Below are 14,634 nucleotides of genomic sequence, written 5' to 3'. Positions count from 1 at the left end.
GTGCGGGTAACGTCCATTATGTTAAATCGGGGCGTTTTTGAGGAATTTTTCTGTGCCGATCCCGTTCCCCTTTAACTTCCGCAAACCGGACTATACCGCCGTGTTTGAGTGGAGAATGGAGAGGCTGGAGCGGATCAGGAAAGCGCCTGAAATGCTTCCGGCACTCCGTGAGTTTTACCGCACTAACCCGGCCCAGTTCATCATCGACTGGGGCATGACGACGGACCCGCGTAACCTCGATTATGGCCTGCCTGCCACCATCCCGTTTTTGCTGTTCCCCCGCCAGGAGGAATGGATTCACTGGATCATGGACAGGCGCGCCAGTCTTGAGCATGGACTGACAGAAAAAAGCCGCGAAATGGGGCTTAGCTGGACCTCTATCGGTCTGGCCTGTTCGCTTTGCCTGTTCAATAAAGAAATGGTGATCGGGTTTGGTTCCCGCAAAGAGGAATATGTCGACAGTACCGGCGACCCGAAAGCACTGTTCTGGAAAGCACGTAAGTTTACGGCGGTTGTGCAGCCTGCTATCCGTTCGGTTGAAACGGATAACGACGGGAACCGCATTACCAAAAATTACCCGCTGCTGGTGGATGTGCCGGTGGTATTTCCGCGCGGCGGCGGCTGCACGCTAACGTTCCCGGTGAAAGCCGGTGATGAATGCCTGGTGATTTTTGCAGATCGCTGTATCGATTTCTGGTGGCAGAACGGCGGGGTACAGGAGCCTGTCGACGACCGGGTGCATGATTTATCGGATGCGTTCTGTATCGTCGGGCCGCAGTCTCAGGCGCAGAAAATCAGCGGAATCAGTACGGGGGCCGCTCAGCTGCGCAGCGACGACGGAAGCACGTTCTTTGAGCTCAACCCCACTACGCAGAAAATTAAAATCGTAGCGCCAGGCGGTCTGGATGTAGTTACCCCGCAGGCCGACTTCTCGGCGAAAGTTACCATTCACGGGCTCCTGTCCTGGCTGGGTGGAATGGTGGGTTCTGTCGCTTCTGGCGTTGCATCCAAAATCACCGGCGCTGTCGAGTTTATCGGTACCGTTAAAGCTAACGGCAAGTCAATTGATGATACGCACACGCACGGCGGGGTTCAGCGAGGCGGAAGCAACACAGACGGGGTGAACTGATGCGATACAGACGTGAAGACGCCGAGGGGGATTACACCTTTGGCAGCGGCGATGATACCTGGCTGATTAACTCACCGGAGGCCGTGGCGCAGGCGGTAAAAACGCGATTCGAATTGTGGTATGGGCAATGGTTTCTCGACACCACCGAGGGGACTCCGTGGATTCAGTCCGTACTCGGTAAGCAGAAGCCGGAAACCTACAACCTGGCGATCCGTAAGCGCATCCTCGAAACGCGGGGCGTTAAATCCATCCTCTCTTTCAATACGACAGTGAACACGACGACGCGCCGCGTCCAGTTCTTCGCTGAAATCGACACCATCTACGGAACAACGACAGTAACCAGCGAGGCATAAATGGCCCTCAATTTGGACACACTCGGCTTATCGGCAACGGTAACCGCTGAGGGGATCAGTGCGCCTGATTACCAGACGATACTCGATACCCTGACGAGCTATTTCCAGCAGATTTATGGCAGTGACGCTTATCTGGAGCCAGACAGCAAAGACGGCCAGATGGTGGCGCTGGTGGCGCTGGCTATCCACGATGCCAACAACACGGCCATCTCCGTTTATAACTGCTTCTCACCTGCTACGGGTTACGGTGCAGCACTGACGAGTAACGTAAAAATTAACGGTATCGCGCGCCGGGGGGCGACGAACTCTACCGTGGATCTCGTTCTGACCGGTACTGCCGGGACATCCATCACAAACGGTACTGTGAAAGACACGAATAACGTGATCTGGCGACTTCCTGCCTCGGTGACGATCGGTGTCGGTGGTACCGTGACGGTAACTGCTACCTGTTCAAACAGCGGAGCGGTTGCGGCGCTGGCCGGGACGATTACCACTATCAACACGCCGACCCGTGGCTGGGCATCGGTAACCAACCCGGCGGCGGCCACCGTAGGCGCACCGGCTGAAACCGACGCAGAGCTGCGCATCAGGCAGGGGCAAAGCGTAGCGCTACCATCCCTCACACCGTTTGAAGGTGTCGACGGTGCGATCGCCAACGTTGCAGGCGTGACACGTCATAAACTCTACGAGAATGATACTGGTTCCACCGACAGCAACGGGCTACCGCCTCATTCCATTTCCGCCATCGTCGATGGAGGTGATGTTACCGAGATAGCCCAGACAATCAGGGGAAACAAAGGGCAGGGAACAGCCACCTATGGGACGACATCTGTCACGGTACTGGACACCTACGGCAACCCACACGTGATCAGCTTTTCTCGGTCTACTGATGTGCCAATTTATGGACATATCACCCTGAAGGCATTCACCGGCTACACGTCGCAAATTGGCGTACAGATTCAGCAGGCCGTCGCGGATTACATCAACGGGCTGACGATCGGCGACGATGTACTGCTGAGCAGGATTTATTCTCCGGCGAACCTCGGTGTAGTGAGTGGTGGCAACGCGCGCTACTACGACATACAGGAACTGCTGATTGGCAAATCAGCCGGTAGCGTCGCGGCGGCAAACATCATTATCGCCTACAACGAATCCGCGTCGTGTAAACCCGAAAACATTGTTCTAACGGTGACGTCATGAGCAAGTACACGGACTTAATCACCAACTATCACGCCACGAAGCCGAAATTTTTTGATCACGTCGACCTGAGCACGCGGCCACTGATTGATATCACCGGTGCCACCTGGGGGCTGGTAAGCGCTTTCGATATTGATACCGCTGTCGGCGTTCAGCTCGATACGCTCGGCCTCTGGATTGGCCGCAGTCGCATCGTCAGCCAGCCGATAAGCGGCGTTTATTTCAGCTGGGACACTGACGGGCTTGGATATGACCAGGGTGTATGGCAAGGCCCGTATGACCCAGATTCAGGTTACACCACGCTGAGCGATGCAACCTATCGCATCGTGCTTAAGGCGAAAATCGCTATCAACAACTGGGACGGCCGCAATGATTCGCTTCCTCCCATCCTTGACGCTGCGACCGCAGGCTCTGGCCTGAGGATGCAAATCGTCGACAACCAGGACATGACTATCTCGGTCTGGGTATTTCCCGAGACTGACATTTCTGAAGTGTCTCTAGAACTGATCGCCGCTATTAAACAGGGCTATCTCACCGTTAAAGCTGCTGGCGTATGGGCCGGTGACGTGGAAACGCCTTCGGTAGAAACACCGTCAGAAGGCTCTAAATTCTTTGGGTTTGATATGGATAACGAATACATCGGCGGGTTCGATGTTGGAGCATGGGGGACTTTACTCTAATGGCAACAAATAACTTTAAAGCGTTCGCGCTAGATCCGAATGCTAACGTCACATCACAAGCTGACTGGGAGGCGCTCCCGGCACTGCTGTCTGGCTTCACGGCAGGAAAAGCATCCAGCGCACAGGTCAACAAAGCAATTCGCCAGGCGACCACAATCGCTGCGCTGGTGGGCCAGTTTATTGCGAACTCTGGCGCGGATGCTCTGGACAATGCTGATGTTAACGGTCTGGTGACAAAATTCACGAACGCCCTTATCGCAAACCTCCGTTTGGGAGCTGGCGCGCCAGCTATCGGTATTCCGTTTTTCTGGCCGTCCTCGGCGATGCCTAATACCGTTATGACTGAATGGGCCGACATGGTGTTTCTGAAGTTCAACGGCGCGACGTTCTCGGCGGCTACTTATCCTAAGCTTGCTCTGGTATTTCCAGGATTAACGCTTACCGAAGCGCGCGGGGAGTTTTTGCGAATCTGGGATGATGGCCGTGGTGTGGATAGTGGCCGCACATTACTTTCCGCGCAATCAGACGATTTCAAAACTCACGAGCATAAATTTTTAGGGACAAATGGAAGTGGCAGTAATGTAGTGTTTGGCACCGTTTCGAATGCATCTCCTTTATATACAAACGGCATCAGTCAGCCCGGTGGATCGGCTTTGCCTGCATTCCAGAATCCAGGCGGCACTGAAACACGCCCGCGTAACATTGCATTCAACTTTTTAGTAAGGGCTAAATAATGAAACCTATTTTCGATGAAAATGGACTAGCAACAGAACCGGGTGAAATCCGATGCTATTACTACGACGCGATGACGTTTGAATACATGGGATGGTCTGACGAATATATTAATATTGGTGTCAGCATGCCCGGTGATTCTACTGATATTGACCCAGGTAATGAAGTGGCTGGGAAGGTTGCTGTATTCCAGAACGGCGGATGGGTTCTGAATGAAGACCATCGTGGTGAAACGGTATATTCAACCTCTGACGCCTCAGCCTCAACGGTGGACTATATCGGTCCAATCAAGGATGGTTACACCAGCATTACCCCATCAGGTCCTTACCAGAAATGGGATGGGAAAAAATGGGTAACAGATACAGATGCTCAGCATGCTGCTGATGTAAAAGCGGCGGACAAGCAGAAAGCAGCGTTGCTGTCTGAAGCGCAGGGAACTATCAGTTTCTGGCAAACTGAGCTGCAGTTGGGCATCATCAGCGATGAAGATAAAGCCAGCTTGATAGCTTGGATGAACTACATCAAAGCTCTTCAGGCGATCGACACGTCGAAAGCGCCGGATATCAACTGGCCTTTAAAGCCTTAGAATAGGAATATCCCCGCATAAATATGATGCTATATTTATGCGGGAAGGTGCTTACAATGGCATGTAGATTTCGGCCTCTCCTGTTATTACTTTTGAATTTCCTACTTTGCAGTAAGTGTTAAAAAATATACGACGCTTTTCAATATCAATATCTTTAACTTCAACAGTGGCAATAACAGTATCACCTATATATACAGGCTTTCGGAACTTGGTATTTTGAGAAACATATACACAGCCTTCACCGGGTAGTTTTGTTCCAAAAAGTGCAGAAAAGAAACTGGTACTAAACATTCCGTGTGCAATACGTTTTTTATAACGAGAAGATGCTGCATATTCTTCATCCATATGCACAGGGTTACGGTCGCCCGACAAAGCAGCAAAGCTCTTAATGTCAGAGTCAGTGATTGTCTGAGAGTAAGAGGCCGACATGCCTACCTGTAAATCTTCCAGTTTGTACATTTATACTTCCTCAATCCATGATTCGACGACTTCTTGCGGGTAACCTCTGGAGAAGTGTTTTCTCCATGGATAAGCTGGCTTACGAGATCCATCACGAAGTTTTAGTCTGCTAGTTGGTCCGACTGCACGAGCTGGGTTTCCTGCGTAAATCATATCGGCTTCAGTTTTACCCGAGAGACAGGAATGAGCCCCCACTAAGCAGCCATGAGCTATGTTAGCGCCAGGTAAGATTACAGACATAGTTGCAACTACAGCGAAATCTTCAATAGTCACACCCATGACAACTTCACTTGGCGGGTGTGGGTCATTGGTCAGAACTACATATGGGAAGAGCCAGACATAGTTTCCAATTGAGCTATGTTGACCAATATGGACGTTGCTGTGAGTTCTGACATAATCGCCAATATCACAATGTCCCTGAATGTCGGAAAGAGTACCGATCTGAAAGCCTTTCCCTGCTTTAGTTTTTTCTCGAACAGTTACACGATGCCCAGTCATCAAACCATCGCCAAATACCGAGCCTTCGTAAAAAATACTGTGTGAACGAACATGCGAGTTTTTGCCGATTCTTAATTGTTCCCCACCTGAAAGTTTATTCGCCACACCTATTTCGCAATAGGACTCAATGATAGAGTTATCTTCAATGGTGACATTATCGTGAATGGTAACAAAATCACCAATTGTCACGTTGTTACCTATTAATGCTTTTTCAGAAATTATGGAATATTTTCCAACCTTCATTTACGTGTCCCTTATAGTAAAAATCCTGAGTAAAGTGGTCAAATCAATTACCACAAAACACTATTAAAAACAAGATGTTTCTTTTTATTTCATAAAAGATAGGGGCTTATCGGCGACCGAAGGACAAGGTGTTTCAATAAGTAATGGGTGTAAGCCGAGGGAATGATTGTGGCCAGGGGAAAACGAGTTAAAATTTCCGGGATGCAGGCCGCCGATGGATGTTGAAGCTGGCAGCCTGCTTAGTTTTACAGCCCAACCTGGCGAACTGTCGGGAACTCAGATACCAGCCACATATCGGCCTCTTCAAACATATCCTCCAGCATGCGGTTCAGTTTTTCCCGATCGTTTTTGCTGGCATCGCTATTCAAGCCGTTCGCCTGCATCGGCTTCACCCTCACTTCGGCATCAGGGAAAATCAGGTGCACTCGCTTCGTCAGCTCTGCCAAGATAATCTCTCTGGCCCCTTCAAGACCCTCTACATTTCGCTTGTCATAAACCAATTCAACGAACATAAAAGCCTCCGGAAAACCACTGTTGTTGTGTACAGTATTTTTACTGTAAAAATAAACAGTGTCAAGGCGAGCGCAGCGGGAGGAAGGGAAGTGTTTTTGTTACCCTTAGTTACAAATAGAAAAACCCCAGACCGTGAGATCTGGGGTTCTTTTAAAGTGCACGTGCATTTCACGTGCATTTTTTTGTCTTTTCTCGGTCTGCGTTCTGTCTGGTCAGAGTCCATAAGTGGCTGTTTTTATTGCCACTGTCCGGTTGCAGTCCTATCAAAAGTGGTGGAGCTGGCGGGAGTTGAACCCGCGTCCGAAATTTCTACATCCTCGGTACTACATGCTTAGTTTGTCTTTACATTCGCACGCCAGCTGCGGACAGACACGCCACTAACGAACTAGCCTGATTAGTTTTAACGCTTCAACCCCAGGCAGGGCTTCCACGCGATCTCTTTTGGGTTTGACCTCTCTTTGATCCCCGTCTTAAGAGCGGAAGCTAGGGAGAGAGGGCTCAGAGCAGGTTATTAAGCTGCTAAAGCGTAGTTTTCGTCGTTTGCGACTATTTTTTTGCGGCTTTTAACGAGGCAAACCGCCCCTCGGCATGCACCTTGGGTTTCGCAAATCCCGTCGAATCCAGAATCAGCCCCAATAGTGTTGAACTAAGTATACCAGATTTCACTTCCTGGATACCAGCCCGGAACGCTACCTTATTGAATAGTACAATAAGTGTGCAGAATCAACGTCCTGCGTTTTTCATGATGCGCGCTTTATCAAGCTGCCACTCGCGCTCTTTCAGGTCAGTACGTTTGTCGTGCTGTTTTTTACCCTTCGCGACGCCAATTTTCACTTTGCACCAGGCATTTTTCCAGTACAGGGACAGGGCGACCACGGTGAAACCTTCACGGTTGATGCGTCCGTAGAGGGATTCCAGTTCACGCTTGTTTAGCAGCAGTTTACGCGTGCGCGTTGGATCACACACGTAGTGTGAGGAGGCGACGGTCAGCGGCGTAAAATTCGCGCCGAACAGGAAGGCTTCGCCATCTTTCAGGATCACGTAGCTATCGCCGATGTTGGCTTTCCCGGCGCGCAGCGATTTTACTTCCCAGCCCTGCAACGCAAGGCCAGCTTCGAATTCTTCTTCAATGAAATACTCGTGGCGAGCACGCTTGTTGAGCGCAATGGTCGCCGAGCCTGGTTTATGTGCTTTTTTCTTCGTCATAAGTGTCGTAAAGCCGTCGGTAATCTGATTTCAAAAAGTCACCTCATTGCGTCCTGTGAGGTCTAACGCGCTATCTTAGCACGAGATGAGGCTTAGCGTTTTTTTAACAGGTGATAAATGTTATTATTTGTCCGTTGTGTGACCATGGGAAATGCTATGCCTCAGATTAGCCGTACTGCGCTCGTGCCTTACAGCGCGGAACAAATGTATCAGTTAGTGAACGACGTTCAGTCTTATCCAGAATTTATTCCGGGGTGCACCGGGAGCCGCGTTCTGGAGTCCGGCCCGACGCAGATGACTGCGGCGGTGGATGTCTCCAAAGCGGGGATCAGCAAGACGTTCACCACCCGCAATACGCTGACCAGCAATCAGAGTATTTTGATGCATCTGGTGGATGGTCCGTTTAAAACCCTGATGGGGGGCTGGAAGTTTACGCCGCTGAGCGCTGACGCCTGTCGCATCGAGTTCCAGCTGGACTTTGAATTTACCAATAAGCTGATTGAGCTGGCGTTTGGCCGCATCTTTAAAGAGCTGGCCTCGAATATGGTTCAGGCGTTCACCACCCGCGCCAAAGAGGTTTACAGTGTCGCATAAGATTGCTGTAGAAGTGGTGTACGCGCTGCCGGAGAAGCAGTATCTGCAGCACGTGACGCTGGAAGAGGGGGCAACCGTTGAGGTGGCTATCCGCGCGTCCGGCATCCTCGAACTTCGCAGCGATATCGACCTGGCGAAAAATAAGGTCGGGATTTATAGCCGTCCGGTGAAGCTGGGTGATGTGCTGAAAGAGGGCGACCGGGTTGAGATTTATCGCCCGCTGATTGCTGACCCGAAAGAGCTGCGACGTCAGCGTGCGGAGAAATCGGGTAAGTAGCGTGTTTTCCCCTCACCCTGACCCTCTCCCCAAAGGGGCGAGGGGATAAAAGAAAAACAAAAAAGGTGCTCAATGAGCACCTTTTTGCATTTCTGACTTCCGATTATTTGGTCAGGGCAGGCTTGTTGTCGATGTTGGTCAACACACCGGCGCTGCTGAAGGTCAGCGTCAGGGTCTGCTGGGTCGCATCTTCGTGGCCCGGCTTCTGACGGAATACATAGAACCAGGTGTTAGTGCCGAATGGATCGGACATCATCGGGGTTCCCAGTGCATAAGCGACCTGCTGTTGTGTCATCCCCACACGGATTTTGGACACATCGTTAGGGGTAAGGTAGTTCCCCTGGTTGATGTCAGGACGGTAAACCACTTTCTCCAGAGTGGAACAGCCTGCGGTCAACATCAGAAGAACCGCTGCGGCAGCGGTCAGCATTTTACAACGCATAGTGATTTGATTCCTTTTCGGGCCCGAGCAGAACGCGGCTCATATGTAATATGCCGATGATAATAGACCTTGTCCCACTTTGAAACCGGTCTGGCGGCGTTTTTGTTGTTCTGTATGACCCTGAGATCCCGAAAAAGTTTATGCCGCCAGCAGTTCTTTCGCGTTCGCGAGCGTATTGCGGGTGACTTCGCTGCCGCCGAGCAGGCGAGCAAGCTCCTGCAGACGCGCACGTTTATCCAGCGGCTTCATGTGCGTTTCGGTCATTTCACCGTCGGTTTCTTTGCTGACAATAAAGTGATGATGACCACAGCCCGCGACCTGCGGCAGGTGGGTGACACACATCACCTGCGTTGATTCGCCTAGCTGGCGCAGCAGTTTGCCCACCACCGCCGCCGTTGGGCCGCTGATGCCGACATCCACTTCATCGAAAATCAGCGCCGGGGTTTCCATTTTACGCGCGGTAATCACCTGAATCGCCAGCGCAATACGCGAAAGTTCACCGCCGGAGGCCACTTTGGAGATAGCCTGCAGCGGCTGCCCCGGGTTGGTAGTGACGCGGAACTCGATGCGGTCCGCACCTTCCGCCGTCAGGTGGTTCTCTTCAAAGCGAACATCGATGGTGAAGATGCCGTGCGGCATCGCCAGCGTGTGCATGCTGTCGGTGATGTGCTGGCTTAGCTCCTGGGCGTAATGCTGACGGATTTCATGCAGCTTTTGCGCTGTCGCCAGCGCCTGTTCATGGTGCAGGTTCACCGCGAGAGAGAGGGTCTCCTGCGAGTCAGCCTGATCGTCAAGCTGCTGCTGTTCTTCCAGCAGAGACTGATAGAATCCTGGCAGCTCTTCCGGCGTGACGTGGTGCTTGCGCGCCAGTGAAATCTGACGGGAGATACGCTGCTCCAGCTCAAACAGACGGTTCGGGTCGAGATCCAGACGTTCACAGTAGTGGCGCAGTTCGTCACTGGCTTCGGAGATCTGAATGGCCGCTTCTTCCAGCATATCCAGGACGCCAGAAAGCTTGCTGTCCATGCCGACCAATTCGGTAATGAGCTGGCGGACGTTATACAGCTGGCTTTGCAGGTTCACGTCTTCGCCGTCCGCCAGCAGGTTGAGCGCATTCTGGCTGGTTGAGAGCAGGTGGCCGCTGTTTGCCAGACGTTTGTACTCTTCGTCGATTTGCTCAAACTCACCCGGCTGCGGGTTGAATTCGTTGAGCTCTTTAAGCTGGTACGCCAGCAGCTCCGCACGTGCTGCGCGCTCCTGGCTTTGCTGCTGGTGCTGGGCAAGTTCACGGCAGCTCTGATGCCACTGGCGATAGTGCTCCGCCATAAGCTGAGTAAGCGCGTACTCACCCGCATAGCCATCGAGCAGCGCTTTCTGCTGTTCAGGTTTGACGAGTTGCTGGTGCGCGTGCTGACCGTGGATCTGGATAAGCAGCTGGCCGAGTTCGCGAAGCTGGGAGAGCGGGACCGCCGTGCCGTTGATAAAGCCACGTGAACGACCGTCGCTGCTGATCACGCGGCGAAGTAAACACTCACGTCCATCTTCAAGCTGGTTCTGTTCCAGCCAGCGCTGGGCGGCAGGGGTGTCTTTCAGGGAGAAACGGGCGCACAGGTCGGCACGGTTTGCGCCCATGCGCACCATGTCGCCCTCTGCGCGGCCGCCAAGGCACAAGCCGAGGGCATCAATGGCAATGGATTTACCTGCACCGGTTTCCCCGGTGATCGCCGTCATGCCGCTGTGGAAATCGATCTCAAGCTCACGAACAATGGCAAAGTTGCTGATGGTCAGTTGTGCCAGCATAATTGTTTTCCTGTATGAAAAACCATAACTGTGTTTTCATACAGTATAAACTGGTTTTTTATACAGTAAAGTACTGGATGCAAAATCAGAACAATTTTTTTGACCAGCCAAGCTTCGAGCTTAATGTGTTGAAATAGCTGTAATCTTTCGGGTGAATCAGATTCAGATGGTAATCACACCGACGAATAAGGACATCTTCACCTTCCTGGATCGGCAGCGCTATCTGGCTGTCGCAGCTGATCTCCAGGTCGTTACGGCGGTGCGAGAAGCGCAGGCGTATCGTGCTGTCGCCGTTGATGACCAGCGGGCGGGCGGAGAGCGTGTGCGGGAACATCGGCACCAGGGTAATGGCATCCAGCGAGGGCGTCAGGATCGGGCCGCCGGCAGAAAGCGAGTAGGCGGTTGAGCCTGTCGGGGTGGAGATAATCAGCCCGTCGGAACGCTGGGAGAAGGCAAAGATTTCGTCGATGTAAACTTCGAATTCAATCATGTGCGCCACTTTTCCGGGGTGAAGAACCACCTCGTTAATCGCGGTGCTGATGCGCTTCTGACAGTCCTGCTGGCACACCTGCGCTTCCAGTAAAAAGCGTTTTTCGCTGATATAGTGCCCTTCCAGCACGTCGGCCAGCTGCTGTTGGGCATTGTCCGGGTCGAGGTCGGTTAAAAAGCCGAGATTGCCACGGTTGATGCCGATGACCTTAATGTCATAACGCGCCAGCGTGCGGGCCGCGCCGAGCATGTTGCCGTCGCCGCCCACCACCACGGCGAGATCGGCCTGTTGACCAATTTCCGCCAGCGTGCCGGTTTTGACGCTCTTCAGCTGCAGCTCCTGCGCAATCTGCTGCTCGACCATCACTTCATAGCCTTTGCTACACAACCAGCGATACAACATTTCATGTGTCGTTAGTGCGGTAGGGTGACGCGGATGCCCGACGATCCCAATACACCTGAAATGATTATTCATTTTCTGGAGGTCCTTGTGCCTGATGAATGATGACAATCTGTCTTGTTCCCTTGAATCCCGGAAACTGATCCCCATAATAAGCGAAGTTAGCGAGATGAATGCAGAAAAACGCGGAGAAATTCATGAGTAGTAAAGAACAGAAAACGCCTGAGGGGCAAGCCCCTGAAGAAATTATCACGGAACAGCACGATGAAGTTGAGGCTGTAGAGCCAGACGCATCTGCTGAGCAGGTGGACCCGCGCGATGAAAAAATTGCGAATCTGGAAGCCCAGCTGGTAGAAGCACAGAATCGCGAACGCGATGGTGTTCTGCGCATCAAGGCGGAAATGGAAAACCTGCGTCGTCGTACCGAGCAGGACGTTGAGAAGGCGCATAAATTTGCGCTGGAGAAATTCGTCAACGAACTGCTGCCGGTAATCGATAGCCTCGATCGCGCGCTGGAAGTGGCTGACAAAGCGAATCCGGACAACGCGGCGATGATCGAAGGTATTGAACTGACGCTGAAATCCATGCTCGACGTGGTGCGTAAGTTTGGCGTGGAAGTGATTGCCGATACCAACGTACCGCTGGATCCAAACGTCCACCAGGCGATTGCAATGGTGGAGTCAGAAGAGGTGGAAGCCGGTAAAGTGCTGGGCGTGATGCAGAAAGGTTACACCCTGAACGGCCGTACCATTCGCGCTGCGATGGTGACCGTGGTGAAAGCGAAAGCGTAATTTGCCATTCGTAGTGCCGGGTGGCGGTTTCGCCTTACCCGGCCTACAGCCTTACTCAGCGATACTTTCGCGCAGGGGTTTTACGGGCAGGACTTTCACCTGCTTAATCATATTGTCCTGCACGTCCAGGATATCAATATCGTACTGCTCAATGCGCACCCGCGTGCCCGCCGCCGGGATCTCTTCCAGCGCTTCCAGAATCATCCCGTTAATCGTGCGAGCCTCATCTTCCGGCAAATGCCAGTTAAAGGCTTTGTTGAGTTCACGAATGTTCGCGCTACCGTCAATCAGCACCGAGCCGTCGTTTTGCGGGGTAACCTCTTCCGCGAGGGAAGGCGACATTGACGTAGTAAAGTCCCCGACAATCTCTTCCAGAATATCTTCGACCGTCACCAGTCCCTGAATATCGCCGTACTCATTGACCACCAGGCCGACCTTCTTCTTGTTGCGCTGGAATTTCACCAGCTGCGTGCTGAGCGGGGTCCCTTCCGGCACGTAGTAAATCTCGTCGGCGGCGCGCAGCATCACCTCTTTGGTGAACTCTTTTTTCTCGGTCATCAGACGGTAGGCTTCGCGCACGCGCAGCATGCTGATGGCGTCATCCAGCGAGTCGCGATAGAGCACAATGCGCCCGTGCGGGGAGTGCGTCAGCTGGCGAACGATGGCTTTCCAGTCGTCATTGATGTCGATACCGACGATTTCGTTACGCGGCACCATGATGTCGTTTACGCTCACCTTTTCCAGATCCAGCACCGACAGGAGCATGTCCTGATTGCGTCGGGAGATCTGCGAGCGGGATTCATGCACGATGGTGCGAAGCTCTTCTTTGCTGAGCGCGCTGCTGATGGTGACATCGGCTTTGATCCCCACCATCCGCATCAGGACGCGCGTCACCATGTTCAGCAGCCAGACCAGGGGCATCATCAGGATCTGCAGCGGTGCCAGCAGGAAGCTGCTCGGGTAGGCGACTTTCTCCGGGTAAAGCGCGGCGATGGTTTTCGGCAGCACTTCGGCAAACACCAGTACCACAAACGTCAGCACGCCGGTGGCAATCGCCACCCCGGCGTTGCCGTACAGGCGCATCCCAACGATGGTGCCGAGGGCGGAGGCCAGAATGTTGACAAGGTTGTTGCCGATGAGCACCAGGCTTATCAGGCGATCCGGCTTGCGAAGCAGTTTTTCAACGCGACGAGCGGCACGGTTACCCTGTTTAGCACGATGACGTAACCGGTAGCGGTTTAAGGTCATCATGCCGGTTTCCGAGCCGGAGAAATAGGCGGAGATGACCACCATGACGATCAGGATAACGATCAGCGTGGTGGTAGAGATGTGTTCCAGGGGGAACTCCTTTTGTTACTTAGCCAGCAAATTGCTGTATGAAGCGGCTGCCAAAATAGGCAAGGGTGAGAATGCCCGCACCCGCGACGTTGAACCAGACCACGCGACGACCGCGCCAGCCTTCATGATAATGGCCCCATAACAGGACAATATAGACAAACCACGCGATGATGGAGAGCACCGCTTTATCGATATTCTCCACGCTGAACAGGTTCTTCATGTAAAACAGGCCCGTGCAGAGCGTCAGCGTCAACAGCACCACGCCCACCTGGGTGATGTGGAACATCTTACGCTCAATGACCATCAGCGGCGGCATCTCATGGTTAAACGCCAGCTTTTTGTTTTTCAGCTGGTAGTCAATCCAGGCGAGCTGCATGGCATAAAGCGCGGCGATGATCAGCGTCGCGTAGGCAAAGAGCGACAGGCCGATATGCACCAGCATCCCCGGCGTCGCCTCCAGATGCGTAATAAATTCATTAGGCATAAAGGTGGCGAGGGCCAGATTGATCAGCGCGAAGGTATAGACAATCGGCAGCAGCAGCCAGCCGCGATTTTTAGACGCGACGATGGTCATTACCGTACAGATCATCAGGCTGACCAGCGAGCCGACGTTGAGGACGCTCAGGTTTTGCACGCTGCCGTCGCCGGGAATGATGCGTGATTCCAGCGCAAACGCGTGGCTGATCAGTGCGATCACCGCGGAAAGAATAGCCATGCGCCGCCAGCCGCTGTTTTTTTGCAGCAGTCCGGGAACGATCAGCGCGAGGCTGACAGAGTAGGCAACAAGGGCGATCAGTGCGAAAACAGGCATATAGGCATCGACAGTTGTCTTAATAAGAAAGAGAAGCAGTATAACGTTACGTGACGCCTGCTCCAACCGTTGCATAACAACAAAGGCGCCTTCATG

General features: G+C 52.8%; 17 protein-coding genes, 1 other RNA gene and 2 pseudogenes. 10 read left to right on the top strand and 10 right to left on the bottom strand.

What is annotated here, in order from left to right; all coding sequences use genetic code 11:
- Positions 1-52: 52 nt before the first annotated feature.
- From LBF07_RS24615 to LBF07_RS05950, 7 genes and pseudogenes are all read left to right on the top strand, one after another.
- Positions 53-532 (top strand): annotated as a pseudogene (locus LBF07_RS24615) (TerL protein); the annotation flags it as partial.
- Positions 506-1,129 (top strand): annotated as a pseudogene (locus LBF07_RS24610) (Gp138 family membrane-puncturing spike protein); the annotation flags it as partial. The pseudogenes LBF07_RS24615 and LBF07_RS24610, both read left to right, overlap by 27 nt.
- Positions 1,129-1,482, top strand: a complete 354-nt coding sequence (locus tag LBF07_RS05970; RefSeq protein ID WP_094935658.1) for a hypothetical protein — start codon at positions 1,129-1,131, stop codon at positions 1,480-1,482. The pseudogene LBF07_RS24610 and the gene LBF07_RS05970, both read left to right, overlap by 1 nt.
- Positions 1,483-2,682 (top strand): baseplate J/gp47 family protein, encoded by a 1,200-nt coding sequence (locus tag LBF07_RS05965; protein ID WP_094935659.1) that lies wholly within the window; start codon positions 1,483-1,485, stop codon positions 2,680-2,682.
- Positions 2,679-3,359, top strand: coding sequence for a DUF2612 domain-containing protein (locus tag LBF07_RS05960; RefSeq protein WP_094935660.1), 681 nt, complete (start codon positions 2,679-2,681; stop codon positions 3,357-3,359). The genes LBF07_RS05965 and LBF07_RS05960 overlap by 4 nt, the downstream gene beginning before the upstream one ends.
- Positions 3,359-4,093, top strand: a complete 735-nt coding sequence (locus LBF07_RS05955) for a phage tail protein (RefSeq protein ID WP_094935674.1) — start codon at positions 3,359-3,361, stop codon at positions 4,091-4,093. The genes LBF07_RS05960 and LBF07_RS05955 overlap by 1 nt, the downstream gene beginning before the upstream one ends.
- The gene (locus LBF07_RS05950) at positions 4,093-4,677 is read left to right on the top strand and encodes a tail fiber assembly protein (RefSeq protein ID WP_094935661.1); all 585 of its coding nucleotides are present in this window, start codon (positions 4,093-4,095) and stop codon (positions 4,675-4,677) included. Before LBF07_RS05955 ends, LBF07_RS05950 begins: the two co-directional genes overlap by 1 nt.
- 51 nt (positions 4,678-4,728) lie before the next feature.
- Here the strand turns inward: LBF07_RS05950 and LBF07_RS05945 are convergent, their stop codons facing one another.
- From LBF07_RS05945 to smpB, 5 genes are all read right to left on the bottom strand, one after another.
- The gene (locus LBF07_RS05945) at positions 4,729-5,136 is read right to left on the bottom strand and encodes a MaoC family dehydratase (protein ID WP_094935662.1); all 408 of its coding nucleotides are present in this window, start codon (positions 5,134-5,136) and stop codon (positions 4,729-4,731) included.
- Positions 5,137-5,877 carry an N-acetyltransferase gene (locus LBF07_RS05940; protein ID WP_094935663.1) on the bottom strand — a complete coding sequence of 247 codons (741 nt, stop codon included), beginning with the start codon at positions 5,875-5,877 and terminating at the stop codon, positions 5,137-5,139.
- Positions 5,878-6,122: 245 nt separating this feature from the next.
- Positions 6,123-6,389, bottom strand: a complete 267-nt coding sequence (locus tag LBF07_RS05935; protein ID WP_094935664.1) for a DinI family protein — start codon at positions 6,387-6,389, stop codon at positions 6,123-6,125.
- Positions 6,390-6,660: 271 nt separating this feature from the next.
- Positions 6,661-7,024: a transfer-messenger RNA gene (ssrA, locus tag LBF07_RS05930) on the bottom strand.
- Positions 7,025-7,113: 89 nt separating this feature from the next.
- Positions 7,114-7,596, bottom strand: a complete 483-nt coding sequence (smpB, locus tag LBF07_RS05925; protein WP_024908331.1) for an SsrA-binding protein SmpB — start codon at positions 7,594-7,596, stop codon at positions 7,114-7,116.
- A gap of 156 nt (positions 7,597-7,752) precedes the next feature.
- Here smpB and LBF07_RS05920 point away from each other — a divergent pair, with 156 nt between their 5' ends.
- Positions 7,753-8,190 carry a type II toxin-antitoxin system RatA family toxin gene (locus LBF07_RS05920; protein ID WP_024908332.1) on the top strand — a complete coding sequence of 146 codons (438 nt, stop codon included), beginning with the start codon at positions 7,753-7,755 and terminating at the stop codon, positions 8,188-8,190.
- The gene (locus LBF07_RS05915) at positions 8,180-8,467 is read left to right on the top strand and encodes an RnfH family protein (protein WP_048979774.1); all 288 of its coding nucleotides are present in this window, start codon (positions 8,180-8,182) and stop codon (positions 8,465-8,467) included. The genes LBF07_RS05920 and LBF07_RS05915 overlap by 11 nt, the downstream gene beginning before the upstream one ends.
- A gap of 103 nt (positions 8,468-8,570) precedes the next feature.
- Here the strand turns inward: LBF07_RS05915 and bamE are convergent, their stop codons facing one another.
- From bamE to nadK, 3 genes are all read right to left on the bottom strand, one after another.
- Positions 8,571-8,909, bottom strand: a complete 339-nt coding sequence (bamE, locus tag LBF07_RS05910) for an outer membrane protein assembly factor BamE (RefSeq protein ID WP_008502502.1) — start codon at positions 8,907-8,909, stop codon at positions 8,571-8,573.
- Positions 8,910-9,047: 138 nt separating this feature from the next.
- The gene (gene recN, locus LBF07_RS05905; protein ID WP_033146256.1) at positions 9,048-10,709 is read right to left on the bottom strand and encodes a DNA repair protein RecN; all 1,662 of its coding nucleotides are present in this window, start codon (positions 10,707-10,709) and stop codon (positions 9,048-9,050) included.
- 85 nt (positions 10,710-10,794) lie between these two features.
- Positions 10,795-11,673, bottom strand: a complete 879-nt coding sequence (nadK, locus tag LBF07_RS05900) for an NAD(+) kinase (RefSeq protein WP_008502500.1) — start codon at positions 11,671-11,673, stop codon at positions 10,795-10,797.
- 122 nt (positions 11,674-11,795) lie between these two features.
- Between nadK and grpE the strand changes: the two genes are divergently transcribed.
- Complete coding sequence (gene grpE / locus LBF07_RS05895; RefSeq protein ID WP_139157721.1) at positions 11,796-12,389, top strand: nucleotide exchange factor GrpE; 594 nt, start codon at positions 11,796-11,798, stop codon at positions 12,387-12,389.
- A gap of 51 nt (positions 12,390-12,440) precedes the next feature.
- On the opposite strand, the gene LBF07_RS05890 is transcribed toward grpE, so the two are convergent.
- Together LBF07_RS05890 and LBF07_RS05885 are read right to left on the bottom strand one after the other, a co-directional pair.
- Positions 12,441-13,727 carry an HlyC/CorC family transporter gene (locus LBF07_RS05890; RefSeq protein ID WP_094935667.1) on the bottom strand — a complete coding sequence of 429 codons (1,287 nt, stop codon included), beginning with the start codon at positions 13,725-13,727 and terminating at the stop codon, positions 12,441-12,443.
- Between the two features lie 19 nt (positions 13,728-13,746).
- Positions 13,747-14,538, bottom strand: coding sequence for an inner membrane protein YpjD (locus LBF07_RS05885; protein WP_014884879.1), 792 nt, complete (start codon positions 14,536-14,538; stop codon positions 13,747-13,749).
- Positions 14,539-14,634 lie beyond the last annotated feature (96 nt).

It is taken from the genome of Enterobacter cloacae complex sp. ECL352 (genome assembly GCF_020149545.1).
In the GTDB taxonomy this organism is placed as follows: domain Bacteria; phylum Pseudomonadota; class Gammaproteobacteria; order Enterobacterales; family Enterobacteriaceae; genus Enterobacter; species Enterobacter asburiae_B.
Note: the sequence above shows the minus strand (reverse complement) of the source record. Positions and strands in the feature narration are given on the sequence as shown.

Coding starts and splice junctions, on each gene's coding strand:
- bamE (WP_008502502.1), bottom strand. CDS start 8,909: ATGCGTTGTAAAATGCTGACCGCTGCCGCAGCGGTTCTTCTGATGTTG.
- LBF07_RS05960 (WP_094935660.1), top strand. CDS start 2,679: ATGAGCAAGTACACGGACTTAATCACCAACTATCACGCCACGAAGCCG.
- nadK (WP_008502500.1), bottom strand. CDS start 11,673: ATGAATAATCATTTCAGGTGTATTGGGATCGTCGGGCATCCGCGTCAC.
- recN (WP_033146256.1), bottom strand. CDS start 10,709: ATGCTGGCACAACTGACCATCAGCAACTTTGCCATTGTTCGTGAGCTT.
- LBF07_RS05970 (WP_094935658.1), top strand. CDS start 1,129: ATGCGATACAGACGTGAAGACGCCGAGGGGGATTACACCTTTGGCAGC.
- LBF07_RS05950 (WP_094935661.1), top strand. CDS start 4,093: ATGAAACCTATTTTCGATGAAAATGGACTAGCAACAGAACCGGGTGAA.
- LBF07_RS05965 (WP_094935659.1), top strand. CDS start 1,483: ATGGCCCTCAATTTGGACACACTCGGCTTATCGGCAACGGTAACCGCT.
- LBF07_RS05945 (WP_094935662.1), bottom strand. CDS start 5,136: ATGTACAAACTGGAAGATTTACAGGTAGGCATGTCGGCCTCTTACTCT.
- LBF07_RS05935 (WP_094935664.1), bottom strand. CDS start 6,389: ATGTTCGTTGAATTGGTTTATGACAAGCGAAATGTAGAGGGTCTTGAA.
- grpE (WP_139157721.1), top strand. CDS start 11,796: ATGAGTAGTAAAGAACAGAAAACGCCTGAGGGGCAAGCCCCTGAAGAA.
- smpB (WP_024908331.1), bottom strand. CDS start 7,596: ATGACGAAGAAAAAAGCACATAAACCAGGCTCGGCGACCATTGCGCTC.
- LBF07_RS05940 (WP_094935663.1), bottom strand. CDS start 5,877: ATGAAGGTTGGAAAATATTCCATAATTTCTGAAAAAGCATTAATAGGT.
- LBF07_RS05885 (WP_014884879.1), bottom strand. CDS start 14,538: ATGCCTGTTTTCGCACTGATCGCCCTTGTTGCCTACTCTGTCAGCCTC.
- LBF07_RS05920 (WP_024908332.1), top strand. CDS start 7,753: ATGCCTCAGATTAGCCGTACTGCGCTCGTGCCTTACAGCGCGGAACAA.
- LBF07_RS05955 (WP_094935674.1), top strand. CDS start 3,359: ATGGCAACAAATAACTTTAAAGCGTTCGCGCTAGATCCGAATGCTAAC.